The sequence below is a fragment of the Frankia sp. KB5 genome, assembly GCF_002099325.1.
GTDB lineage: Bacteria > Actinomycetota > Actinomycetes > Frankiales > Frankiaceae > Frankia > Frankia casuarinae.
Genome location: NZ_MRUJ01000068.1, coordinates 1 through 23897, shown reverse-complemented (window position 1 = coordinate 23897; position 23897 = coordinate 1). Strand labels below are relative to the sequence as shown.

Annotated in this window: 15 protein-coding genes, 2 tRNA genes and 2 pseudogenes; 4 read left to right on the top strand and 15 right to left on the bottom strand. The window is 68.9% G+C overall.

Annotated elements, in window-relative coordinates:
- Nucleotides 1-109: 109 nt before the first annotated feature.
- Nucleotides 110-976 carry a zinc ribbon domain-containing protein gene (locus KBI5_RS08020; protein ID WP_133056971.1) on the top strand — a complete coding sequence of 289 codons (867 nt, stop codon included), beginning with the start codon at nucleotides 110-112 and terminating at the stop codon, nucleotides 974-976.
- Here KBI5_RS08020 and KBI5_RS08015 read toward each other — a convergent pair.
- A tRNA-Arg gene (locus KBI5_RS08015) sits at nucleotides 942-1014 on the bottom strand. The genes KBI5_RS08020 and KBI5_RS08015 overlap by 35 nt on opposite strands.
- Before the next feature lie 671 nt (nucleotides 1015-1685).
- On the opposite strand from KBI5_RS08015, the gene KBI5_RS08010 reads away from it, so the two are divergent.
- A complete protein-coding gene (locus tag KBI5_RS08010) occupies nucleotides 1686-3002 on the top strand; it encodes an MFS transporter (protein ID WP_241882740.1) in 1317 nt (438 codons plus the stop codon).
- A 71-nt stretch (nucleotides 3003-3073) separates the two neighbouring features.
- Here KBI5_RS08010 and KBI5_RS08005 read toward each other — a convergent pair whose 3' ends face one another.
- The 9 genes from KBI5_RS08005 to KBI5_RS26175 all read right to left on the bottom strand — a co-directional run bounded on the left by KBI5_RS08005 (nucleotide 3074) and on the right by KBI5_RS26175 (nucleotide 17305).
- Nucleotides 3074-7087 (bottom strand): LysM peptidoglycan-binding domain-containing protein, encoded by a 4014-nt coding sequence (locus KBI5_RS08005; protein WP_241882738.1) that lies wholly within the window; start codon nucleotides 7085-7087, stop codon nucleotides 3074-3076.
- A gap of 733 nt (nucleotides 7088-7820) precedes the next feature.
- The gene (locus KBI5_RS07995; RefSeq protein ID WP_011434875.1) at nucleotides 7821-8108 is read right to left on the bottom strand and encodes a hypothetical protein; all 288 of its coding nucleotides are present in this window, start codon (nucleotides 8106-8108) and stop codon (nucleotides 7821-7823) included.
- Between the two features lie 124 nt (nucleotides 8109-8232).
- On the bottom strand, nucleotides 8233-8502 hold the full coding sequence (locus KBI5_RS07990) for a WXG100 family type VII secretion target (RefSeq protein WP_011434876.1): 270 nt from the start codon (nucleotides 8500-8502) through the stop codon (nucleotides 8233-8235).
- Nucleotides 8490-13406, bottom strand: a complete 4917-nt coding sequence (locus KBI5_RS07985) for an FtsK/SpoIIIE domain-containing protein (protein ID WP_241882737.1) — start codon at nucleotides 13404-13406, stop codon at nucleotides 8490-8492. Before KBI5_RS07985 ends, KBI5_RS07990 begins: the two co-directional genes overlap by 13 nt.
- A gap of 110 nt (nucleotides 13407-13516) precedes the next feature.
- The gene (locus KBI5_RS07980; protein ID WP_085014846.1) at nucleotides 13517-13987 is read right to left on the bottom strand and encodes a GGDEF domain-containing protein; all 471 of its coding nucleotides are present in this window, start codon (nucleotides 13985-13987) and stop codon (nucleotides 13517-13519) included.
- Nucleotides 13988-13999: 12 nt separating this feature from the next.
- Entirely contained in the window at nucleotides 14000-15733 is a 1734-nt protein-coding gene (locus tag KBI5_RS07975; RefSeq protein ID WP_206745245.1) for a RyR domain-containing protein, read from the bottom strand.
- 658 nt (nucleotides 15734-16391) lie between these two features.
- Complete coding sequence (locus KBI5_RS26925; RefSeq protein ID WP_133056969.1) at nucleotides 16392-16700, bottom strand: hypothetical protein; 309 nt, start codon at nucleotides 16698-16700, stop codon at nucleotides 16392-16394.
- Nucleotides 16701-16985: 285 nt separating this feature from the next.
- Nucleotides 16986-17132, bottom strand: a complete 147-nt coding sequence (locus KBI5_RS25125) for a hypothetical protein (protein ID WP_173645823.1) — start codon at nucleotides 17130-17132, stop codon at nucleotides 16986-16988.
- The gene (locus KBI5_RS26175) at nucleotides 17129-17305 is read right to left on the bottom strand and encodes a hypothetical protein (RefSeq protein WP_157902454.1); all 177 of its coding nucleotides are present in this window, start codon (nucleotides 17303-17305) and stop codon (nucleotides 17129-17131) included. Before KBI5_RS26175 ends, KBI5_RS25125 begins: the two co-directional genes overlap by 4 nt.
- A gap of 267 nt (nucleotides 17306-17572) precedes the next feature.
- Between KBI5_RS26175 and lysS the strand changes: the two genes are divergently transcribed.
- Complete coding sequence (lysS, locus tag KBI5_RS07970; protein ID WP_011434883.1) at nucleotides 17573-19024, top strand: lysine--tRNA ligase; 1452 nt, start codon at nucleotides 17573-17575, stop codon at nucleotides 19022-19024.
- Between the two features lie 162 nt (nucleotides 19025-19186).
- Here lysS and KBI5_RS07965 read toward each other — a convergent pair whose 3' ends face one another.
- A complete protein-coding gene (locus KBI5_RS07965) occupies nucleotides 19187-19744 on the bottom strand; it encodes an integrase core domain-containing protein (RefSeq protein WP_035908388.1) in 558 nt (185 codons plus the stop codon).
- Here KBI5_RS07965 and KBI5_RS07960 point away from each other — a divergent pair.
- Nucleotides 19699-19920: pseudogene (locus KBI5_RS07960) on the top strand (tyrosine-type recombinase/integrase); the annotation flags it as partial. The gene KBI5_RS07965 and the pseudogene KBI5_RS07960 sit on opposite strands and share 46 nt — an antisense overlap.
- Before the next feature lie 102 nt (nucleotides 19921-20022).
- On the opposite strand, the gene KBI5_RS07955 reads toward KBI5_RS07960, so the two are convergent.
- The 4 genes and pseudogenes from KBI5_RS07955 to KBI5_RS07940 all read right to left on the bottom strand — a co-directional run.
- Nucleotides 20023-20113, bottom strand: a tRNA-Ser gene (locus tag KBI5_RS07955).
- 74 nt (nucleotides 20114-20187) lie between these two features.
- Entirely contained in the window at nucleotides 20188-22545 is a 2358-nt protein-coding gene (locus KBI5_RS07950) for a [protein-PII] uridylyltransferase (protein WP_085014845.1), read from the bottom strand.
- Between the two features lie 281 nt (nucleotides 22546-22826).
- On the bottom strand, nucleotides 22827-23168 hold the full coding sequence (locus KBI5_RS07945; protein ID WP_085014843.1) for a P-II family nitrogen regulator: 342 nt from the start codon (nucleotides 23166-23168) through the stop codon (nucleotides 22827-22829).
- Nucleotides 23165-23897 (bottom strand): annotated as a pseudogene (locus tag KBI5_RS07940) (ammonium transporter); the annotation flags it as partial. The pseudogene KBI5_RS07940 and the gene KBI5_RS07945, both read right to left, overlap by 4 nt.

Below are 23897 nucleotides of genomic sequence, written 5' to 3'. Positions count from 1 at the left end.
GGCCCACAGCCACGCCCACGAACCGCCACCTACAGCAAGATCCCTAAACCAGGTGAATGCTTACCCCGAGCTCTGGGTCTGGTCCCCCGAGCCCACCCACAGGCCGATCGTGAGCCTGAACATCTATCAAGCCGCATCCAACATAGGAAAGCCCCGGCAAGGCTCTCGCTCCGCCACCAACGGCAACAATCATACATCCAACAAGCGGTTCTATCTGCTGAGGTCCTTCGTGCGATGCGCGATCTGCATGCGGCGTATGGAAGCAACTACCCGCAAGAAAGATATTGTCTACCTACGCTGCCGCGTGYGCCCTTCCGATGGGCACGACGCCGCGCACCGCTGGCCCCAGCACCCAGCAGACCTCTACTTGCCCCAGCGCGTCCTCCTCGAAGGCGTCCTGGACTTCTTCGCTGACCGCGTCTACGGACAGGACCGCCGCCACCTCTTCGACCGCGAGATCGCCGAAGCCGACAAACAGGCCCGGCAGCAATGGCAGGAAAAGATCAACGCGGTGGAACGCGCCCTTGACGATCTCAGCCAGCGACGACGTCGACTTCTGAACACACTCGAAACCACGGACGACCTCGAACCTGAGCTTCTCCAGGACATCAACCGCCGGTCAGCGCAGATCAGCAGCGATCAGGAAGCCAAGCGACGCGACCTGGCTCACCTCCGCACCCACCCACCAGCCCAGGCGGGCAGCGACACGGACCTGTTCGATCTCCTTGGAACCGTCACCCGCGCCGAGCTCACCCGCATGCCCGACGAGCTACTCAGAGACCTTTTCGACGCATACGGCCTCGAGATCATCTACGATGCACGAGTGAATCGCGTCACATGCACGGTCGGCATCGACGAACACAACCTGCCGCTCGTCACCAGCGTGACCAGCGCCATACAGAACATCCCCAAACCGGCTGTCCGGTTGGGGGGGTTTGATGTGCGCTCGGAGGGACTCGAACCCCCAACCTTCTGATCCGTAGTCAGATGCTCTGTCCGTTGAGCTACGAGCGCGATCTGCCACCGTGGTGGCCGGCGGTGCCAGCTTACARCACCCGACGGGTGGCACCGATCCCCCGAGGGGGATGTAGCTTTCCGTAGTTCATCATGTGCTTATTGTGTGGACAGATGTGGGGTCATCGTCGAATCGGCAGCTGCGGCACCGGCAGGAGGAGTTGCCGGTGGGGCGCGCGGCGGACGGTCAACCGCTGACCGTCCGCCGCGGCGGGAGGCGGCGCAGTACGACCTCCCTGAGCCGGCGATCCTCCGCCTCGGCGGGCAGTTCGCGTGCCCGCACCGGGAGGTGCGTGTCCGAGAGCATGACCAGACGCACCCCGCCAGTATCCGACGCGACGGCCGCGGGAACGCCATCGTGCCCGATCGGGCGGGCACGTTCGCGCCCGCTGCCGAGAGGTCCTCATGGTCGAGCGGTCCTCATAGTGACATCGGGATGTCATCGGGTGTCGTCGATCATAATTGGATTTATGTAACTTAATTAGATTTTATGTATCGTAATTAGATCTGTCGAAGCATAATTGGATGCCGCCAGAGCGTTGTTCGATCTTATCGGGTATTGTCGCATGGAGCAATGATGCGTAACGATCCGGGGCGCAGGGTAATTCTCCTCGCGGCGTGCGCATCATGAAGATCGACGGCTGGAGATCATCCTGATGGATCCGGGCGGCGTGYGCCGCGTGACTCGGAGCCAGCCCTTCGATGCCCAAGTACTGTTCCGTGCCCGGGCGGCGACGATGAGCTCGCTGTTCCTGCTGGCTCTGCTGCTTGCGAGCTGGGCGCCGCGTATACCGCAAATCAAGGAGGGGCTCGAACTCGGCGACGGGCAGCTCGGTCTGACCCTGCTCGGCGCCCCGATCGGGGCGGTTCTGACACTGTGGCTGATCGGTCTGGCGGTCACCCGCTACGGCAGCATCACCATGGTGCGAGCAGGTTTGCCCGCCTACTGCGCCACCGGTCTTCTGGTCCCGCTCGTCGAGGGACCCTGGTCTCTGTTCGCCCTGCTCGCCCTGTGGGGGGCGACCAGCAGCTGCCTCGACATCTCCCTGAACACCCAGGCCGTGGGGATTGAGCGCTGCTACCAGCGGCCGATCATGACCTCCGCCCATGCGGCGTGGACGGCGGGTGCCCTGTCCGGGGCCGGGATCGGTTCGGCGGCGGCCGCTCTGAGTGTCCCGATCGGCGTGCAGTTCGCGGTGCTCGGCGGGTTGGGTCTCGCTGCCGCCCTACCCGCCACGGCCTGGATGCTGCCCGACGGCGCTGCACCGGAAGTCGCGCCGGGGGACGGGCGAGATGGCTGGGACGGGGACAGCGACAGAGCGATGCCCCGGGGTCCCGTCGGCACCGGCAGCCGTGCCCGGCCGTTCGTCGCACTGTGCGTCATCGCCTTCGGTAGTTTCCTCTGCGAAGGTGTGGCAGCGGACTGGAGCGCCGTCTACCTCACCGATGTGGCCGGAGCGGCCGTCGGAATCGCGGGTATCGGCTTTGTGGCCTTCACCTCCTGCATGTTCGTCGTGCGCCTGTTCGGGGACCGCGCCATGGCACGGTTCGGCCCGACCCGAACGGTCCGCGGCCTCGCCGTGACCGCGATGGTGGGATTCGCGCTCATGCTTGCGCTCGGTTCCTCGGCGTTCGGCACGGTCGGGGGAATCGTCGGATTCGGAACGCTCGGCGTCGGCACCGCCTGCGTGCTGCCCGCGGTGTTCTCCGCGACGGGGCGGCTTGGATCTTCGACGGGCAGCTCCATCGCCGTGGTCGGCACGGTCGGGTATGTCGGATGGTTGTGCGGGCCGGCTCTCATCGGTGGGCTCGCCGAGCTGGCGGGCCTGCAGTTCGCCATGGTCGTCGTGTTCGTCCTGCTCGTTGCGATCACGGTTTGCGCGTCGGCGCTGCGCGGTCCCGATTCTCCTGCTGCGGCTGCCGAGTTCACTGCGGACCCCGGTACCTCGGAGATCTCCGGGGTACCCAAGATCCCCGAGGTCGGCTAGCGTCACCGGCGACCAGCGACCAGCCATCAGGCCGGGTCCTCTGCCGGCTGCCCCGGAAGCGGAAACGGGCACTACCGCCGGCCGCGACGGAATCCGGGCAGGAGGGTCTGCACCAGTGCGTCCGTCTCGGCCTCGGCCCGCCCGCCGCGACGCACCCCGCCGACACCGATAGTTCGGTACATCTCCGTTGCCACAGCCTGCAGAGTCCGGCGATCACCCCGTGCGGCGACCGTGCGCAGCAGGTCCCGCCAGAGCACTTCGGAGGTCGGCACGGCCCGTAGCCCGGTGCGGCAGGCCGCCATCGCCGTCATCGTGTCACCGAAGTCCAACGTCAGCTGGGCGAGGCGATGCGCCACGTCGACCACGCCCGCCCGGGTGCTTCGGGCGATTGGCCCGGTGGTCGCCCAGCGGTACCGCCCGGCAGGCAGATCCGTCCACAGGGGACCGCTGACCATCCGCAGGGCTGTCGTCAGATCCGCCTCGGCGTCGCTGCCCGGCAGACCGGCCCGGTGGGTGTAGGCCACGAAGAGTTCCCAGTCGCAGCGCACATCCGGACTCAGCCACCACCGGCCATCCGGGCCGATCATGATCCGAGGCAAGCCGCTGGCATCGGTCCCCAGCCACTGGCGCGCTTCGGTCAACGCGGCGTCGGCGATCTCCTCCGTGGTGTCGGATGGCCAGATCTCCTCGGCGAGGAGCCGACTGTCCACGCCTTCCCGGTGCAGCGCGAGGTAGACGATGACCTCGGTCAACAGGTCGATGCGCTCGGCGGGTGGTCGCCCGGGACCCTCGACGGTGGGCAGTCCGAGAATCCGGACCTGCGCCTCGGCGGGCGCGGTGGGATCGGCGGGCGGCGTGGTTTCGAGCGGCACACGCTGTGGCGCCGCCCCGGACGTCCCCGTCGGGGGCCGTGAAACGCCGACATCCGGGACGGTGGTATCTCCGTCGGCGTAGCGCGCCCGAGCAGTCTGAGGCGGTGCACGGTGCGCGTCCGCCGCCAGCCGTTCGTTCGGAGGCGGGATCGGCGGCCGGGGTGGGATCGCGGTCCGGTACCCGGTGGTTGGCGGCGGGGGGGCAGGGGGTCCAGGTGGTGCCTCCGTCCCGGGCTGGATCGATTCGGCCGGGACGCGGCCCTGCCGGTTCGCTCGCATCCGGGGCGTCTCGAAGTAGACCACGGGTGGTACCCGTGGGATATCCGTCGGGTGGATGAGCGGTCGCCCCGGATGGGCCAGCAGACCGGCGGCTTCGGGGGCGTCGCCGGTGTCCGTGGTGGTCGGTAGGACGGGACCGGCCGATGCGGTCCTTCGCGGAGGGCTGGGAGGCTTGGGCGTGGGCGGCGGGGGTTCGGTGGGGAGCCGGCGGCCGTTCGAGGGCGGTCGCGTCGGATCGTCGTCCGATGGGGAAATGGTGGGTGGGAATCCGGTGCCGGGCAGGACCGCGGCGCGACCGTGCATGTCCTGCGGTTCCGCTCCGCGTGGCTCCGGTGTGGCAGAGCCGGGGTCGGGGAGTGGGCCTGCCGGAGTGGGGACGGTCGAGAGCGGCTGGGGGAAGGCAGGCCCGGTGAGGGCTGAGAGTTTCGGCGTCCAGGGCAGCGCCCCGGGCATGGAGCCGCGTTGTGAGGGTGGCCTTGTCGGCTCGTCGGGCCGGGTAGTTGCCGGCCCGGTCGCGGTGGGTCCGGCGACGATCGGTCCGGCGGGCGGCTGTGATACGGGGGGTGGTGGGGGGCCCTCGTCCGGCAGACTCTCGTCCGGCAGGCTGCCCGAGGCCCGGGCGGGAGATCCCGCCGCATCGGCCCGATGGAACAGCGCGGTGATCGAGGTGTACTCGGTCATGCTCAGAGCCTGCGCCCGTACCTGGACGCCGAGAACGCCGAGGGACACGCGGCGGTCCGACTCGACCGTGAAGCGCCAGCGGGCGGCCGGGGTGTCGCCGACGGTGAGGACTCCCACGGCGTCGTCCCGCCCGTTCGCCATCCTGGTCAACCGGGYGACGTCGGCGGCTGCGGGAGGGGCCGCGAGAATGAGTAGATCGGGTGCCAGCGCCCGTGGATTGCCGGTGACCCGATCGCGGCCGCCCGCGGTGACGGTCGGCGGGTCTGCCGGTGCCGGATCGACGCCGGTGCGACCGGCGTCGTCCTGTGGTCCGGCGAGTTCGTCGAGGACGGCGCTCAGGTCGTCCGCTGTCCAGACCCGAGCGGGTGCGATCGTCGTCAGGTCGGCTCCGGTGTCGGCCGGGAAACCCACCAGACAGACCCGCAGATCATCCGACCACACGTTGGTTCCCAGCTCGATCGCCACGGCGATCGCGACCTCCGTCGCGACGTCCAGGTCGCCGATCAGGCTGATGATGCCCGGAGCGCCTTCCAGGTCGACGAGAATGCGTGACCCGGCGTCGTCCCGGCCGAAGGTGACGAGGGCCGGGAACGGAGCCGGCACGCCGGCCGTCATCTGGGCGATCATCTGGGCCGGCTGGTCACCGGGCAGACCGGGCATCCGCTCGATCCGCCAGGACCCGGGCGCCTCGCCAACGGTCCATGGGGGCGGTGGAGGCTCCTCCTCCGCGGGTGCCATGTGCAGGATCAGCAGGTCGTCGGTGAGGATCGCCGCGTACACCGGGGGAAGCAGACGTCCCAGATCGGTCAGGCCGGCAGACAGAACGCGCAGTGAGCGGTCGACAAATCGGGCGGCATCCGTGTCGGCGGCCAGGAGCAGCGCGCGCTCTGTCTCGTCCTCCGGGGGGCTCGCCGGCCCCGCCCGGCGTGTGGACAACGCCACCATGACTCCGGCGGCGAGCAGGCTGGCGGCTRCTATCCCCAGCAGACCCTGGGAGGACGGTCCGAAGGAGTCGGACGTGAGCAGGCCGGGTGTAGTGGGGCCACCGGTGACCACCGCGGTGTTCCGCGCCGAGACGACCGGGGCCGTGTCATCCAGGACTGCCAGCGCACGAGAGGCGCCGAGACGACCGTCGCTGTCCCCCGGCCCGGGGTCTTCGAAATCGGGATAGCTGGGTTCTGGATCATCGAGGCCCGGGTCGCCGGGGCCGTGGTTGTCGAGGTCAGTGAGGTCGTAGCCGCCGGGGGTGGGGGGCGCGGTACCCGTTTCGGCGGCAGGCCATCCCGGGACGGAGTCCGGTACATGCAGTGTCTGCAGGCCCTCGCCCTGCGCGTCGGCGGGCAGCAGCAGCACCCAGCCGGCATGGATGAGCGATGGCTTGGACAGCGTGCGGCCGTCYGGCTGGGCACGACCCTCGTTGAGGTCGAAGATCTCCCGATACCGTAGACCGTCACCGAGGAAGCGCTCCGCGATGCCCCAGAGGGTGTCGTGGTGGCGTCCCTCGGCAGGTCGCACCTCGTAGAGCTTCATCATGCGCCCGTTGGGCATGAGCCGGCCGTTCGGATCCGCGATCGGACTGATCAACTCGGCGTGGCGGACACGCGGTGTCATGCGGCCAGCCGGGCCAGCCGGGCTGCTCCCCGGTTCCGGCCGTGACGGCCAGGTCTGCTGGGTCGGTGCGCCGGCGCCGGGATCCGTTGTCGTGGTCACCGGAGCCCGATCACCCCTCGTGAGCGCGGGCGCCCTGTCGTCCGGAGCCGGCCGCGGAGCGACCAGGGCCGCCGAGGTCGTCGATACCGGCATTGCCGTCCCCATCCGGCCGGGCGCAGGCGGAACGGCGGGGGCCCGGGCGTATGTCATCGGGGCGACCAGAACCGTCGTCCCGGAGAACAACACGGATGTGGCGACGAGACGGCGGGCGAGGTTCTGGGGGGCGCCGCCCAGCGGTATCCGCGGGGCGAGGCCGGTACCGCGCAGCTCGGCTCGGCATTCCGCGATGAGACAGGCGGTGAAGTGCAGCCAGGCGGCCCAGAAGAGCAGGGCCAGGATGGCTCGGACGACCGCGCCGGTTCCGTCCCTGCTCTGGAGCGGTGGACCCAGTACCAGGATCAGTACGACCGGAACGCCGAGGACGACACCGGCGATCGCAGCGATGGCCCCGGCTGCGCGCAGCCGTTCCCGAGACCGCAGCTCCGCGGAKACCACCGGCACCGGCTGGCGGGCCGGCACACTCCCGGCCCTGTCATCGACCATCCGATAGGGAGGGTCGCCGGCACGCGGAAGCCGCCGTCGTGACCGCGGTGCCGCCGCCGGAGAGGCGGACGTCATCGATGCCGGCGGCGAGGACGGCCGCGCGGATCGAAGTGGTGTCGATGGTGGCGGGAGCGGCGTGGACATGAACGTYCCCGATCAGGCGCAGGGTCGGGCGCATGGGCACTCCGGGCACGGCCTCGTGCCCGGTTGCGTGGCGCTCATGCTAGGTCGCTGGAAGCCGGTTTCCAGRGCGAAGCAGCAGTTCCCTGACCTTCTTGTGACCATTACCTGGATCCGGTCGATGGTATGTCTCCGCCGTGGATGCCGGCGCTCCAGGCTCTGGACTGGGGCGAGCTGACGGGACTTGCGGGAGCGGCGCCGAGCCGCCTGGATGCCCGCACGTCGATCTCGTGCAGTGGACACCCGGCCTCCTCGCGCTGCTGTGCCTGGACGGCGACAGAAGGACGAACCCGCTGTAATCGTACCAGCGTGGTTGCATAGAGGAAATTTTGAGATGAAAGATCTATGATACATTACTCAAGGTGGGCATCTGATGTCGTTCCGATGCTAAATGTCCAAATTTATTCTTACGTTGAGTTATCCCTAAAAGTGTCCAGTGTCGCGGCGTACCAGGGCAGGCGTATCTTCGATCGACCACCTTGTCCATTCCCGCATCCGCGGAACACCGGCGCTGGCCACACACCGAGGCCGGACCGACCCCGGAGTGGTCTGGTCATCCGGCACTCTGGATCTCGTTCTGAATCTCGGCGAGCCGCGCACGTAGCTGATCCAGCTGGGTGTGCAGTTCGGTGAGGGTCCGGTCGTATCCCGGCCAGACGGTGGTCCGGAAATCGACCGCGCTACGGCCGTCCCAGCTCTCCGGGTCGATCAGTACCTTCGCCGCGGCGCGGAGCTCGTCGAAATGGGTGAGCAGCGGGCCGTTGATGATCGTGGTGAGATCGGCGATGGCGGTCACGGCTTGTGGCGTGCTGCGGACGGTGACATCGGACGGCTGGGTCATGGTGTGCTCCGGTGACGGGGATCTGGACGGCCGTCTCGGCGGCAAAGCGCCTCGATGGCATGGAAGAGAGCGAACGGCGCAGTGGACAGTGGTCCCGGGAGGGCACGGTCCCGGGGGTGATCCGTCAGCTTCCGGCCGCGGCGGTTCGGCGGTTGATCTCGGTGATGCCGCGGGCGAGCTCGGCGAGGTTCGTCCGCAGGTCGGTCAGCGCGCTCTGCACCTCCGGCCAGACCTGAGCACGAAAAACCTGTGCCTTCGGGCCCTCCCAGTTTCGCGGGTCCGCCAACGTATTGCCATGATTGATCAGATTTGTCGTGGTCGCCTGCAGATCGGGTAGCTGTCGGCTCATCCGCCCGGCCGCCTGTTGGGCCGCTGGTGTGGTCACGGTTCGCACGGCATTGTTCCTTTCGGGACTCGAGCAGAGGGGGACGTGAGCAGGTTGGGTGTCGGGGGACAGGCGACCTGGACAGGAAGGACGGCTCCGCGGCGCACCAGCACCCCGCGACCTGGAGGCGCGGGGCCGCCGATCGTGCGGGACAGCCGGACTCCGAGCAGTTCGCCGTCACTCGGCCGCCCCGGGGCCAGGAGCAGCCCGTACCCACCGCGGCGGACGTCGACGAGGAATCCGCGGTACTGGCCCAGCAGCTCCTCGGTCGTACCAGCGACGATCAACACGCCGCCGCCGTCGCGTGCGGCCTGCCAGAAGGCCGCCAGTTCGGCCGCGGCCCGTTCACCGACCAGTTCGGCGTCGTCGACGAGGACGACCAGAGGTTCGTCCCCTGACAGGCCGGTTGGCAGGTCGGTCAGCGACCGGGCGGTGTCGGTCCGACGGGTCTTCGGCGTGACGGCTGACTCACCCCGCCCGCGGCCGCCGTGACGGCCGGTGCTGTTGCTTCCCGCCTCCTCCACGAGGTTCATGGTTCCGTCCAGAACGGCGACGACACCGGGTCGGTGGGCGAGGGAACGAAGGGGCGACGGACGCGGCGTCAACGCGACGATTCGGGCACCCTCGGTAAGGAGTGACAACGCCAGCGTGAGTAGAACGCAACTGCGCCCGGATCGTGGCGGGCCGCTGATCATGAAACCGGGACTGTCGGCATCCAGATCCACCTCGACGATCTCCAGCTCGTCCCCTCCGATTCCGATCGGCACGTGCAGCGAAGATCGATTTTCTGGGCGCATGGCCGCCGCCACGGATCTCCGCGACCGCCCGGGCGCGCGTTCCATCTGCTCGGATGTGACGAGGGAGGGCAGCGCGTCGATCCGGAAAGGACGACGATCGAAGCGCTCCGGCAGCCTTCGCGGCACCTCCACAGATCGGCCCGCATGGGACATCGCCCGAGAGCCCACCGCCCGCAGTGCCGCAACCTGAGCCCGGCCTGTGGGGTCCGCGTCGAGCAGCGCGATCTGTGTCTCCACGGGACTGGGGAACCGACCTCCGACCGCGACCCCACGTCCGGCGGGCAGCGTCCCGGGCACGTCGAACGGGGACAGGCCGGCGAGTGCGTAGTCGGAAGGGTCGGCCATCCGCAGGAGTAGTCGTTCGTCGACGAGCGACGCCAGCCGCCCGATCAACCCTCGTCGATCGGTAGTGATGATCACTCGCAGGCCCACCGCCTGACCTTCGCGCACCAGCCGCAGAAATTGGTCGACGAGTATTCCTCCGTCGACGTCCTCAAACGCGGCCAGAAATCCTTCGAACCGGTCGACGAGCAGCACCAGGTACGGCGATGGGCGCATGGCGTCGCCCGCATCGCCGGGGGACGGCCGCCACGACCGCCGGGCCTCGGCAAGATCCATGAAGCCTTTCCGGGAGAGGATCGTCTGCCGTTCGCTGATCTCATTGGCCAGACGGGCGAGGAGCCTCGCGACCCGCTCGGGATCGTCCCGGCTCACCACGGCACCGGAGTGCGGCAGGTCCGCGAGGGGTGCCAGGGCGTTGCCGCCGCAGTCCAGTCCGTAGAGATGGAGCTCGCCGACGGGCAGGGCGGTGGCGAGGGCGCCGGCAGCGGTGCGCAACACGGTCGAGCGCCCGGTCCGTGGCGAGCCGACGATCATGAGGTGGCCGCCGTGTTCCAGATCGATCGTGAAGGGCAGCTGAAGCTGACGGTCACAGTGATCGGCCAGCCCGATGGCGACGGGAGGGAGCCGAACGAGACCGTCCGCGTGGAGCCCGGGGGATCCGCTGGAGCCCGCCGGACGGTTGGAGCCCGCCGGACGGCGGCCGTAGCCATCCGCRGCGATGGTGTGGTCGCTCGGGCCGGTGTGGTCGCTCGGGCCGGTGYGGCCGGCGGTCGCCCCGACGAGGGAGTCGAGGGTAATCCGCTCAGGGAGCGGGGGAAGCCACGGACTGGGTATCGGAGAGATCCCGAGCCTCGTCGAGGCCTCCCGTACTGCCGAGACCAGAGCAGCCAGGTCGGTGCGCGGCTCTGCCAGGGACACGTCTTCCGACGGCGGTCCGTCCGACGGCGCCGGCACCACCTGGGACGTGTCGGCATCCCGACGTGGAGCGTCGTCCGGTTCCGGCCACGGTAGCGGGGTGACCCTGGGCACAGGAATTCCGGACGAGCCGTCTCTGCCTGGTCTGGTGACCGGATCCGGTCCACCGATCCACCCGGTCTGAACGGCTGTCGTGATGCCCGGGCCGGTGCGTACCACCGCCCGACCGGGAGTGGCCGGACTGATCAGGGCAGCGGCCGGGCAGCCGACGACGTCCTCGCTCTCCGCCGCGTCGGTGACCCGCAACGCGATGCGCAGGTTCGTATTCGCCCGGATCTCCGGTGACACCACCCCCGCGGGGCGTTGGGTGGCCAGCAGGAGATGGATCCCGAGCGACCGTCCGCGTTGGGCCAGGTTGACCAATCCGGCGACGAATTCGGGTAGTTCGCGGGCTAGCGTGGCGAATTCGTCGACGACCAGAAGTAGGCGGGGAATCGTCGGACGCTCGATGGGGTGAGGGAGCAGACGTCGAAAGGCGTCGAGGTCCTTCGCTCCGGCCGCGGCCAACATCCGTTCCCGTCTGCGAAGCTCGGCGCTGAGCGAGCTCAGCGCGCGTCGAACCAGGTGCGGATCGAGGTCGGTGACCATACCGACGGTGTGGGGGAGAGCGGTGCACTCGGCGAACGCGCTGCCTCCCTTGTAGTCAACCAGCACGAAGATCATCTCGTCCGGGCGGTACATCACGGCGTGCGCAGCAATGATCGTCTGCAGCAGTTCGGACTTTCCCGCCCCGGTCGTGCCAGCGACCAGCCCGTGCGGTCCGTCGCGAGAGAGATCGATCGTGAACCTCCCACCCTCACCGATCCCGACTGGTACCGCCCTGCTCGCCGCGCCCCGGGGCGGCTGCGGCACCGATGACCAGAAATCTTGGATCACCTTCGGCGTGGGTGGGTCGGCGCCGAGGATGTCCAGGAGCCGGACGGCGGAGGGAAGGCCCTCGGAGTCGTCGTCACCGGCGTCGCGCAGCGGCGCCAAGGCTCTGGCGACCGACTCACACCAGTCGGCCGCGGAGGCCAGTCCCGCGGCATCGACGGCCGGTGCTCCGGCCTGGCCGGTGAGACCGGCCTGGTCGGTGAGACTGGGCAGGCCGGTGAGACCGATAAGGTCTGGGCAGACATGTCTGATCACGGCTGACCGATCCTGCCGCATCAACAACTCGTCGCCGTCCTGTTCGACAACGGCCCGGCATTCGGGCGGAAGGTCCCGGACGTCGGCCTCCAGGCAGATGATGTGGATGCCGACCGCCGGTCCGCCACGTAGCACGGTCGTCATCCCGGGAACGGAGCGCAGCATCCGGGCCCCGTCCAGCACGACCAGGATGTCGGGGGCGGATCTGGGTGCCTCGGGCGGATGGGCGCGGCGACTCTCGATCAAGGATGTAAGTTCGGCGATCCGGCGGGAGCGGCTGACCTCGTCGGCTCCGACGAAAATGGCCTTCTCCTCTACCAACGGCCGACAGTGCGGCAGCCAGCGGATCCATCGCCAGGCATCGACGATGCCTGTGGAGCCAATCAGTAGACAGATCCGGAGATCGCGAGGGCTGTGCAGGACAGCGGCCTGGATGACGAGCCAGCTGCCGAGAAGCTGCGGCAACATGCCCTGACCGGTGACGCCGAGCACTCCCCGCTCGGCCAGAGCAATGACGGCGGGGACATCGGGAGCGACCCAGGCCGGGGGCTGCCGGGGCGTGACGGCGACAGGGGAGGGGTCCGTGGTCCGGACCCTGCTTGGCAGGTCGGCCGTGCCGAACCTCAGGTGCAGGTGGTCGGGGTCATGACGACGCCGCTCCCACAGCGTCGCAGTCGGTCCCTGAGCGGTGGCGAGCAGACTTGCCGGATCGGGGTGGCTGCGACGACGCTCGGCGCATTCCGCCGCAAGCGCGGCACGAGCCGCGGCCTCGACGTCGTCCCGCTCCTGCCGGTAGCGGGCCATGGCCGCACGGAACTCCCGGCCCTCCCGCCGTCGGCCGCTCACCACGGAGGCGGCCAGGCTCACCGGCGCCAGCACCGCGAAGAGCAGAACGTAAACCGTCCGCAGCAGGGCTGCCATGCCCAGGGCGGCGACAAGCGGCAGCACCGTCGTGAGCACCGGAACCTGGACACGGCGGGGTTCGGCGGGTGCGGCCGGCAGGACAAAGACGGACTCCCGCTCCGGCGGATGCAGGCGAGGCGGACGGTTGACGTCGAGCATGCCAGGAGCGGAGACGGACGGGCGGGTCAGCACCGTGAGCGGTGCGGGCCGCACGAGCAGCAACGTCACCGGGGCGATCCGCACCGCGGCCAGGATGGTGCCGGCAGGCAACGATGGGTGGTCGCCGAGGACGGCCGCGCCCGGACCGGCTGTGACGGTGCACCGACCGTCGACCTCGATCCGGATGGTCAGCGCGGGCTCGTCGCTGCTGTGACCCCCTAGCGTGACAGTGCAGCCGGGTCCCGAGCCGACGGTGAACTCACCCGCCGGCAGGTGATGAATGTCGCCCGCCCCGGGTCCGCCGATGATCATCAGGTCGACCAGGCCCGTCCCGCGGACCCGCCGGGACACCGCGGCATCAAGGCTCACCACCGCACCCTCACGCAGCGGCGAGGAGGCCAGGGTCGTCTCCGGGTCGAGCGGACGGACGGTACCGGAGACGTTGATCGAGGTCCCGGCCCGCGCCGGTGTGGGAGTACGCCGCTGCGGGCGGACAGCGGCGGCCATCGCCCCGGCCACCGCACGGAGTGGGGTTTCCGGGGCGGCGGTCAGTAGTACGTCCGTGCTGGAATTCCGGGTGGCATCGCGGACGGTGAGGGTGAAACGCATGTATGGAAGATACGGCGTGGAAAAGCGGGAAGCGGGACCGGCCGACGGGGAGTTCTTCTACTTGGTGTTGTGGTCGAAATACGTGGTGGCGCAGAAACCACCATGACGATTCATGGCGAGTCGCGAGGACGATGCTCCCGCCCGACCGTGCGTGCCGTCGCCCGGGTGCGCATCACCTCCGTACCCGCCAGCTCCACCATGGCGTCACCCACCTCGGCAGCGTCGGCCGGGATCGGTAAACCGAGCGCAGGTTCGGGTGAGCGTGCCTGGCCGGTCGGAGACGGCCCGGCCGACAGGGCCACTCCGGCGCTCACTGACATGCTGATCCGATGACCGTGCACGTCCAGCGGTCCGTCCAGGGAGGAGATGAGCCGCTCGGCCAGGGTCGCGGCCTCGGCCGCGGTAACGGGTCCGGTGAGGATGACGAACTCGTCCCCGCCCCAGCGCCCGAGAATGTCGCCGGGGTGGAGTATTTTCGAAAAGCGGCGGGTGGCGGCATCCGGAACGGCATCGCCTATCGGATAGCCGAAGGAGAAATTGACTCGACGAAATGCATCCAGGTCACGGAAGGGCGGGGTCAAACGGTCGGCAGGTCAGCTGCGTCGACGGACAATATGGAATCCCGCCTCGGCCAGAATCATCGGTATCAGCCTGATGGTCTCGTGGTCCTTCTCGCGACTGGGGGCATCAAGGTCGTCCCACGGTACAAGCATGGGATGAGTTTTTCGATCGTTGTCCCGGTGGGGTCCGTACCGCCACCCGTTAGCCTGTCGCTCGACCATCCACCGCTCGTGTTCCCGCTTCGCGAGAATTTCAACCTCGTTGTGCTGCGCGTCGGTCACACTGAAAGAAAAAGGATCGTCTCGGACAGCGCCGGCAACGATTCCACAGCCGATCATGTCGAGTTTTCGGCGGATGTCGCGGGCTTGTTCGTAGTTGGCGTTGCGAAAATCCTCCGAGAGATTTTCCCAGGCGACGAGCGCGCGGTTTTCTTCCGGTCTTTCGCCGGCTTCCATCCGCCGCCGGCAGTAGTCTCGGTGTATTCCTTTGGCGAGCTGTTCGACCTGGGGATCCTGTAGCTGGTCGGGATCGCAGACGCGGTCCAGCAGTGGAAAAACGGTGAGGCCGCGGTAGAGGATGTCCAGCGGTCGCGCGCCGTCACCGCTACCGAAGGCCTGCCCGAAGGGAGTCATGCGATCCACCCGAACGATCACCTTGCGGTGTCCGGGCAGCCGGGACACCGCAAGAGCCTTGCGTAACGCCAGTTCCTCGTCCTCGTAGCAGATGAACACCAACTGCATGGCTCCTTCCGGGGCGTATCCATCCAGAAGACCATTCAGGTCGACCTCGTCGGAACCCGTATCCTGGCAGATGGTGTCTACCATCGCCTCGACGAGGCCATAGCGGGTCTGCAGCAGCCTCAGTACACCGCTGGCATTCTTGTCGATGAGGGTCACCTGCATCCGCGACGTCGCACCTACCTCTCTGCGGCGCCGCGCGAGTTCCAGGAGCAGCTCCCGGCCGAACGGGCCCATGMCCACTATCACGACGGACAGACCAAGGGGCGCGAACGCGATCCGTTCGTCGTCGAGCAGAAGACTTGCACCGAGACGGGCGGTGTTGAAGAACTCGACCGTGAGACGACCGATGTGTTCCCTGCCGAGCAGAAGCGTCCACAGGGCGTCGAGCACGTCAGGATCCGACTCCTCCGCGTAGCATGTCAGCGGGCGGTGGCGCTGGCGTGACACCTGCTCCGCCGCCGCGACGACAGCGGCGTTATATCCGGACGCAGTCCCACACACGTACAGTTGGTCGGCCCGGGCCACGCCAGCCCGCCGTAGCACATCCCCGCGACGCGCATCTCCTCGTAGCAGGACCAGACCAAGACGGCGGGCGTGTTCCGCGATTTCGATACTGTCGACGTCATCGATCAGTACAACCTGGCGGGACGCGGCCCGCAGGCGTTCCGCGAAGGCAAGCGCCGTCGGTCCGCTGCCACAGATGACCGCGTGCCCCCGGGACAGCGTGGCCTGGAGGGCGGCCATCGGTTTGACCAGCGTATCCGCGAGTACATAAGCAGTGGCCGCAGGCGCCAGGAAGCGGGCGATCTCAAAGGAGATCGGGAGACCGACATCATTGGGTAGGTCTGGTGGCTGGACGAAGAAAAGCCCCAGGCTGCCGTAGGCGATGTCGGTGGCGCTGAGGCCGGCGCCGGGGCTTCGGGACAGCTGCCAGAGCCCGACCATCCCCAGACTGAATGCTGAAACCGCGGCAAGCAGACATAGGCGTCGCCAGCCGGCGGGCGGCTGGAACAGTCCGTTGAACATCCAGCGGACGGTCCGCACCGGGTGGCGCATCCGGGAGGACACGACTACCACGGCGCCTTCCATGTTCCGAAAAATGATCAGCAGAACATCATAGAACACGGTGCCTACCAGCCTCCTGTTTCCTCCGCCAGCCAACAGTTCAGCCAGGCCCCGGGACCGGGCGTCGGGAGGTTTCGTCGGGGAGCCGGACCCGTGATTGATCTCTCCCCGATATTCATCGACGAGATATTCCGACGACCGGGAAAGTAGCGGAATCGAGGTCCGCCGGGGTGAGGATTCAGCGGATGAATCAACGGTGGCCGGCGGCCGGCGGCTCGCCGGRCATGGCCCCCTTCCGCAGCACGCGGCGCCGCACTCACACCCACCCCTCTCACCGGTGCCCGGCAGGAACCGGCGGAAGCGGCCACCCTGGCCTGGCGTGTGCCGTGCTCGCCTGCTCCCGGTCTGGGTCGCGCGGCTGGTCCCGGCCTGAGCCGAAAGGCTCCGGACCACGGCGCGGCTCACGCCGCCTTGCCCGGTTGCCGTCAAGAACGTCCCCGTCAGTCATACCCGAAACGTCCCCATCAGCCATACCTGATCGCTACTCAGCCGGGTCAGGATAACGCGAGTGGCGCAACGCCAGCCATCACTCACAGGTACTGAGCTTCAATGCCTGGAGTCATGTTGGCCGCAGCTCCTCCCAGCCCAGGCCGGTTTCGGCGAGGAACCCCAACAGCAACGCGGGCCGGTACCGCAGCCGTTTCAGTCCGTGTTTGGCCGCCTGGTGGACATCGTCGAGGCTGYGGGCGGCCAGGTTCACCAGGGCGGTGCGCTTGAGCTGGGACCACACCCCTCCGCCGGATTCAGCTCGGGCGTGTAAGCCGGCAGCAACACCGTGCTCACCCAGCCGGCGTGCTCCCGCAGGAACGCGGCCATGATGCGTGTCGCCCGGGCGGCGCTTGCAGCCCGGCACGGTGCGTACTGCCATCCTGAACGGAGCCTACGGTGCCGAGCCCGCGGTCCGCTACGCGCAGGTGTCTGGCGGTCGGCTGCCAGGACAAGTTCTCGGGCCTGCTGGAAAGCGCGAGACTGCCGGCATGGTGAGAACTCGAACCCGCCCAGGCCTGTGCTGGCGAGYGTCTCGCCGACATGCTCCGCAGATGCGCGGTCAGTTCAAGGTCATGGGCGCGGCGGTTCGGGCCGCAGGCGAGAGGCCCGCGGCTGCGAGCGGCACCGTTCCCAGAGCGTGAGGTAGGCGCGGGCCATCTGGTGGTCAGTGAAGGTGCTCACGGCCGCCTGGCGTGCCCGTATTCCCCAGCCGGTGGCGCAGGACCGGATCATCCCGCAGCCGGCACAGCGCAGCGGCCAGGGCGGCCGGGTCGCCGGCGGGCATGAGCAGCCCGGTCGCGCCGTCGATCACTGCTGCGGAAGCTGATCGACGGCGACGACCCGCAGATCGCAACCGGCCACTCCGGCCGTCAGGCCGGCGGCCAGCATCGGCGCGCACGCCCACGGCACACACCGGTTGACGTGCAGGACATCGGGGCGTACCCGGCGCAGCAACCGCCCGTGCGCGCCAGTCCCCCCGCGCACGACATGGACGGACGCGCCGCCGCGCCGGCGGCAGGCGACCCATTCGACCGGCCCGGCGTCGGGACCGGCATCTGGTGGAAGCCATGATCGACTACTGTCGGGATGGGCTACGCCGGCTGCGGTTCGCTGAGGGTCGGTAGGCTGGGGCAGTCATCTCTGGAGTAGTCATCTGCAGGATGGCGATCCGTCATCTGGCCCGCCCGGGAGCGTTCACGAAACGCCACCCTCGTGGCTAGCTGGTGCTTTCTGCGGCAAGAGGGTGTGTTGATGTCGATCGAGGAGTCCGGGGTAACCGAGGCGGCGGGGCCGCGGTCCGGCTACCGGACCGACGCGGTCGCGGCCGATGCCGCAGCCGCTCCCGACGGGACGGCTGTCCGTCTCGCCGGCCGCGTGGTCCTGTGGCGCCGTATGGGCGGGCTGATCTTCGGGCATCTCCAGGACCGTAGCGGCCGGGTGCAGGTTTCCCTGTCCAAGACCGATCTGGGCGCCGAGGTCGTCAAGGAATGGTCCCGGGCCGTGAAGATCGGCGACTTCGTCGGGATCGCCGGCAGCCTCTACACCACCCGCCGCGGCGAACGGACCGTCGCCATCTCCGAGATGACGGTGCTGAACCGGACCGTACGTGCCCTTCCGGACAAGTGGCAGGGCCTGTCCAACGTCGAGGCTCGTTACCGCCGCCGCTACCTCGACCTGCTTGTCAACGCCGAGTCCCGGGAACGCTTCCAGACCAGAGCGAACATCATCAGGCGGATTCGCCGTCTCCTTGACGACAACGACTTTCTCGAAGTCGAAACCCCGATTCTGCAAGAGGCAGCGTCCGGTGCCGCGGCCCGCCCGTTCATCACCAGGCACAACGCCCTCGGTGAGGACTTCTACCTGCGGATCTCCCCCGAGACCTATCTCAAGCGGATCGTCGTCGGCGCCTATGACCGCGTCTACGAACTTGGCCGCAACTTCCGCAACGAAGGCATGGACTCCTCGCACCTCCAGGAGTTCACGATGCTGGAGTGGTACGCCGCCTACTGGGACTATCGCGACAACATGGCCTTCGTCCGCGAACTGATCCTCACGGTCCTCGACGACGTCCTCGGCACCCGGGCGGTTACCTACGAGGGTGTCAAGCTCGACTTCGGCGCAGACTGGCCGGAGATCGACTACCGGGCCGAGGTGGAGCGGCGCACCGGCATCGACCTTACCGTTGTCCGCGATCTTCCCACTCTGCGTGCCCGAGTGGCCGAGCTCGGCTTGGACGTYGGGACCTCCCCGTCCTACGCCGGCCTGGTAGACCTGCTCTACAAGAAGACGGTCCGACCCGATCTCGTCCAGCCGTGCTTCCTCGTGCACCACCCGGCGGAACTGGTCCCGCTGGCCCGGCGCAGCGACACCGACCCCACCGCGCTTGACATGTTCCAGGTCGTGGTGAACGGCGTGGAGATCGTCAAGGCTTACTCCGAACTCGTCGACCCCGCCGAGCAGCGGCAGCGGCTTGAGGAACAGGCCGCGCTGCGGGAGGCCGGCGACGACGAGACCATGATGCTCGAAGAGGACTTCATCGAGGCCATGGAATACGGGATGCCCCCGATGTCCGGCCTCGGGCTCGGCATCGACCGGTTCGTTGCCCTGCTCACCGGCGCCCCGACCCTCCGCGACGTCGTCCTCTTCCCCACCATGCGCGGCGCCCAYAAAGACCAGACAGCCCCCGTTGAAGATGACCTGTGACGGGGGCCCCTAAAGAAACTCTCGAACACGTCGCCGCCGACCGCTACAGAGCCCTCCCACTCCTTGCTACCAGAGTGCGGGCCAGTGCTCCGGTCTTCAGGCCGGGGGTGAAGGCCCGCGTGTGGGGTGCGAGAACTCGGCCACCGGCGTTGGCCTGGTCTTTTAGGCGGCTCGTTCGTATTCGTTGATCAGGCCGCCGAGGACGGGCTGACGTTTGATCCGTTCCTGGCTCAGGTCCGCGGCGGGGTGGTCGGGCCGTGGTCGTTGAAGGTCGCGGCCGCGGTGGGGGCGTCGTCCGTTGTAGCGCCGTGCGTACTCGGCCAGGACAACGCGCAGGTGCCGTTCACCGAAGATCAGCATCCGGTCGGTGACCTCGGTCCGGACGGTTCGGACGAACCGTTCCGCGTAGGCGTTCGCCCGCGAGGTCCGGGGTGGGATCCTGATCGCGGTGATGCCGGCGTCGGCGAGGACCGCGTCGAACGACGCGGTGAACTGTCCGGCGCGGTCACGGACCGGGAACCGGAAGTCGGCCGCCCGGTCACCGAGGTCCAGGAGGAGGTTCCGGGCTTGTTGGGTGCTCCACGGTCCGTCGGGGTGGGCGGTGACCCCGAGGATGTGGACGGAGCGAGAGCCGACCTCGATGGCGAAGAAGCAGTACAGACGCCGCGGCGATGCCCCTTCCCCCGATCCGTTTTCACGACCTTCGACACGGGGCGGCAACGATGCTCCTCGCGGCCGGAGTTGACATGAAGCTGGTCGCCGATGTGCTCGGTCACGCTTCGTCGAACTTTACCCGAGATGTCTACGCGGTCGTGGCCGAGGAGTTGGCGGAGGCTGCGGCGGTGGTGATCGAGGAGTTCGTCCCCCGGCGGAGCCGGGGAACAGGCGCCGGATGAAGATCCACGCCGTTTGTTCCATCCACGTTCCATCCACCGGCCATTTTGATCTTAAGGACAGACCGGGCGTCTCGAACGTATGTTCAAAACGCCTGGTCGACGCGGAGGCTCGGGGATTTGAACCCCGGAGGGGGTGTATGCCCCCAACCGCATTAGCAGTGCGGCGCCATAGACCGGACTAGGCGAAGCCTCCCAACGTGCCTGCTCATCATAGCGTCTCCCACGACGGTGCTGACGCTCGGTCCGAGCGGATCCCGGCGGGCTGGATCACGTCTGTGTGGTCCGGCCCGCCGGTTCCGCGCGGTCTATGGGTTCCATCGGTCCCAGGGCCGCGAGGATCGCGTCCGCGATCTCACGGCGCCGTCCGCCGTCCGCCACCGGACCACCATCGGCCTCCCGCACGTAGAAGGCGTCCACCACGTCTAGTCCGAGGGTCGCGACGATGGCGGTGGCGACATCGAGTCGCAACCCGGACAGCGCCCGTACGATCCGGTACAGCACGCCGGCCTGGTCTGGGGCGCGCACCTCGATCACGGTCATCGATCCCAGGTCGTCATCGAAGATCACCTGAGGGGCGCCGGGCGTGGTCCACCGCCTGGCCCGGGCGTAGTCGCGTTCCCGGGCGGCGAGCCGACCGGCGACGTCGAGGGTGCCGGCGAGCGCGGCCCGCAGGTCGGCGAGCAACCGCGCCGGTTCCGGTACCCGTTCGTGCGGCGCCGCCACGGCGGCCTGCAGCAGCGCCCGACCGCCGTTCCTCCGGGCCGAGGCCCGCCGGATGTCCAATCGGTTCAGCGCGAGGACACCAGCGATGATCGCCAGCAGCCCGACGTGGTCGGCGTTGACCACCACGATCTCGAACATGCCCTCGTCCGGCAGCGGATTGACCTGGACGACGTGCTCGTCGGGCAGCGCGAGTAGGCCACGCTGCCGATCGTCGAGGCTCGGGGGACACGGGACCCGCTCGCCGCCGAGGACGGCTCGGGCCCGCTCGACGAGGTCACCGATCAGCCGCGCCTTCCAGGCGTTCCACGCGGTCGGACCGGTGGCCCGGGAGTCGGCCTCGGTCAGTCGGTGCAGCAGGGTGAGGATCCGCACGCTGCCGGCGGACGCGGCGACGCTCGCGATTGTCCCGGGATCGTCGATGTCCCGCCTGGTCGCGGCCTCGCCGAGAAGCAGGTGGTGGCGGACCATGGCGACAAGCACGTCGACGTCCTCGGGCGGCAGACCCAGCCGCGGGCCGATCCGTTCGATCTGCACGATGCCCGCGTCGGTGTGGTCGCCGGGGAAGCCCTTACCGATATCGTGCAGGAGGGCGCCGAGCAGCAACAGATCCGGCCGGTCCACCTCGCGGGTGTGCGCGGCGGCCCGCGCCGCAGCCTCCATCAGATGCCGGTCGACGGTATAGCGGTGGTAGGGATTGCGTTGCGGTCTGCTGCGCACCGCCGCCCACTCCGGGATGAGCCGGACGAGCAGCCCCACCTGGTCGAGGGATTCCAGCACCCCCACGGCCGCGTCGCCGGTGGCCAGCAGCGCGACCAGCGCGTCACGGGCGGCGTCAGGCCAGGGGTCGGGCATCGGTGGGGCCTCCCGGGCCAGCCGGTCGACGGCGTAGCGGCCCAACGGGAGCCCGCTTCGTGCGGCCGCGGCGGCGGCCCGCAGCACCAGGACCGGGTCCTTCGCCGGATCGACGTCCCGGGCGAGCTGGACCTCGCCGTCCTGGTCGACCACCCCTTCGCCGAGGGGGCGGCGGGCCGGCCGCCGGCCGCCACCGCGCCACCGCGCCACCGACCGCAGGCCGGCCGCGACCCGGTACCAGGTGGTGTCCCAGGTCCAGGAGATGGCGCGTCCGGCGTCGGCGACCGCGTGCGCGAGCGCGAACGCGTCGGCGTAGCCGAGCATGGTGGCGAGCGACTCGGAGTCCTGGAGCAGGAGCCGATCGTGGGCTCGTCCCCGGCTCAGCCGGCGGATCTCGCCGCGGGCATCGAGCAGCACCTGACCGGCGGCGATCACCCGCGCGGGAGGGGACTCGGCGACCCAGGCCGCCGCGAGGGCGTGCAGGGCATGGACGTCACGCAGCCCGCCGCGGGATTCCTTCAGGTCGGGTTCGAGCAGGAACGCGACCTCACCGAGCCGGGTGGCCCGTTCCGCGACGGCCTCGGCGAGCTCGGGTAGTCGTTTCGGGGCATGGGACCGCCACCGGGCGCGAGCCCGCTGGGCGAGCTGCGTGGCCAGCGTCGCGTCACCCGCGACGTGGCGGGCGTCGAGCAGGCCGAGCGCGGCCTTGAGGTCACCGTCGGCCACCATGATGGCCTCGTCGACGGTGCGCACGCTGTGATCGAGGCCCACCCCCGAATCCCACAGCGGATACCAGACCGCGTCGGCGACGGCGGAGATGTCGTTCCGTTTGCCGTCGTGGAYGAGGACGAGGTCGAGATCGCTGCCGAACGCGGGTTCCGCGCGTCCGTAGCCGCCGACGGCCACCAGGGCGATTCCCGGTCCGGGATCGCCGAACAGGTCGACCAGGGCATCGTCGGCGAGGTCGGTGAGGATGCGGCGCAGCCGTGGGCCGGTCGCCGTGGGCAGGTGCTCGGAGCGGCCCTTGAGGATCTCCAGGCGGTCCGTCATGGCTGTCCTCCTCCGTTCGGCCGTCTGGCCGTGATCGATCTCGGGTCCGGATCGATCACGGCCAGTGGAGCGCCGAGCCGAGGACACAGAAACGCGCACCAGCGCAACTGTGGTCTCGGGTGGTACCAGGTCGTGCGGTGTCGCGGGTGGTGCGTGGTGCCGGGTGCCGGGGGTGCGTGGTGCGTGGTGCCGGGTGCCGGGTGGTGCGTGGTAACAGTGATGGATGGAGTCGGGTGGTGCGATGGAGCCGTGYCGCGGTGGCGTTGCCACGCCCGGCACTACTACAGCGCGTCCGCCCCCCGCTCGCCGGTACGGACCCGTACCACCGACTCGACCGGAACGACCCAGATCTTGCCGTCGCCGATCTTGCCGGTCTGCRCCGACGAYGTGATCGCCGCGACCAGATCGTCGACCGCCCCGTCCGCGACGACCACCTCGATCTTGATCTTTGGCACGAAGTCGACCTTGTACTCGGCGCCGCGGTAGACTTCGGTGTGGCCCTTCTGCCGGCCGTAGCCCTGGACCTCGGAGATCGTCAGTCCGTGCACGCCCAGGGTCTCGAGCGCCGCCTTCACGTCGTCGACCTTGAACGGCTTGATGACGGCGGTGACGAGCTTGGTCATGCCTGGGCCTCCTCGGGCACCTTGACGGGGCTGATGCTGCTCGTGGACAGCGAGCCGCTACCGCCGATGGACGTGAAGCGGTACGCCGTCTCCCCGTGCAACGCCTCGTCCATGCCGGCGATCTCGTCGTCGGCGTTCAGCCGGAGACCGATGGTGTACTTCAGGGCGAGAGCGATGATCGCCGTCACGACGGCCGAGTAGCCCAGCGTCGCGCCGACGGCGAGCGCCTGTTCCCCRAAGACGCTCCACGGGCCGCCGTAGAAGACACCGTCCTTGCCGGCCTCGTTCGTGTCGACGGTGGCGAAGAGGCCGGTCAGCAGGGCTCCGAGCACACCGCCGACCAGGTGGACCGCACCGACGTCGAGCGAGTCGTCGATGCCGACCTTGCCCTTGATCGAGGTGGCCAGGGCGCAGACGACGCCGGCGATGCCGCCGATGGCGATCGAACCCATCGGAGAGACGAAACCACAGGCCGGGGTGATGGCCACCAGACCCGCGACCGCGCCGGAGGCGGCTCCCAGGGTGGTCGCCTTGCCGTCGCGCAGCTGCTCGACCGCGAGCCATCCGAGGATCGCGACGCCGGTCGCGATCTGGGTGTTGAGCAGGGCGTATCCGGCGACCTTGTTGGYGCCCAGCGCGGAACCCGCGTTGAACCCGAACCATCCGACCCACAGGATGCCGGTGCCCAGGAGAACGAACGGGACGTTGTGGGGGCGGAAGTCGCCGGTC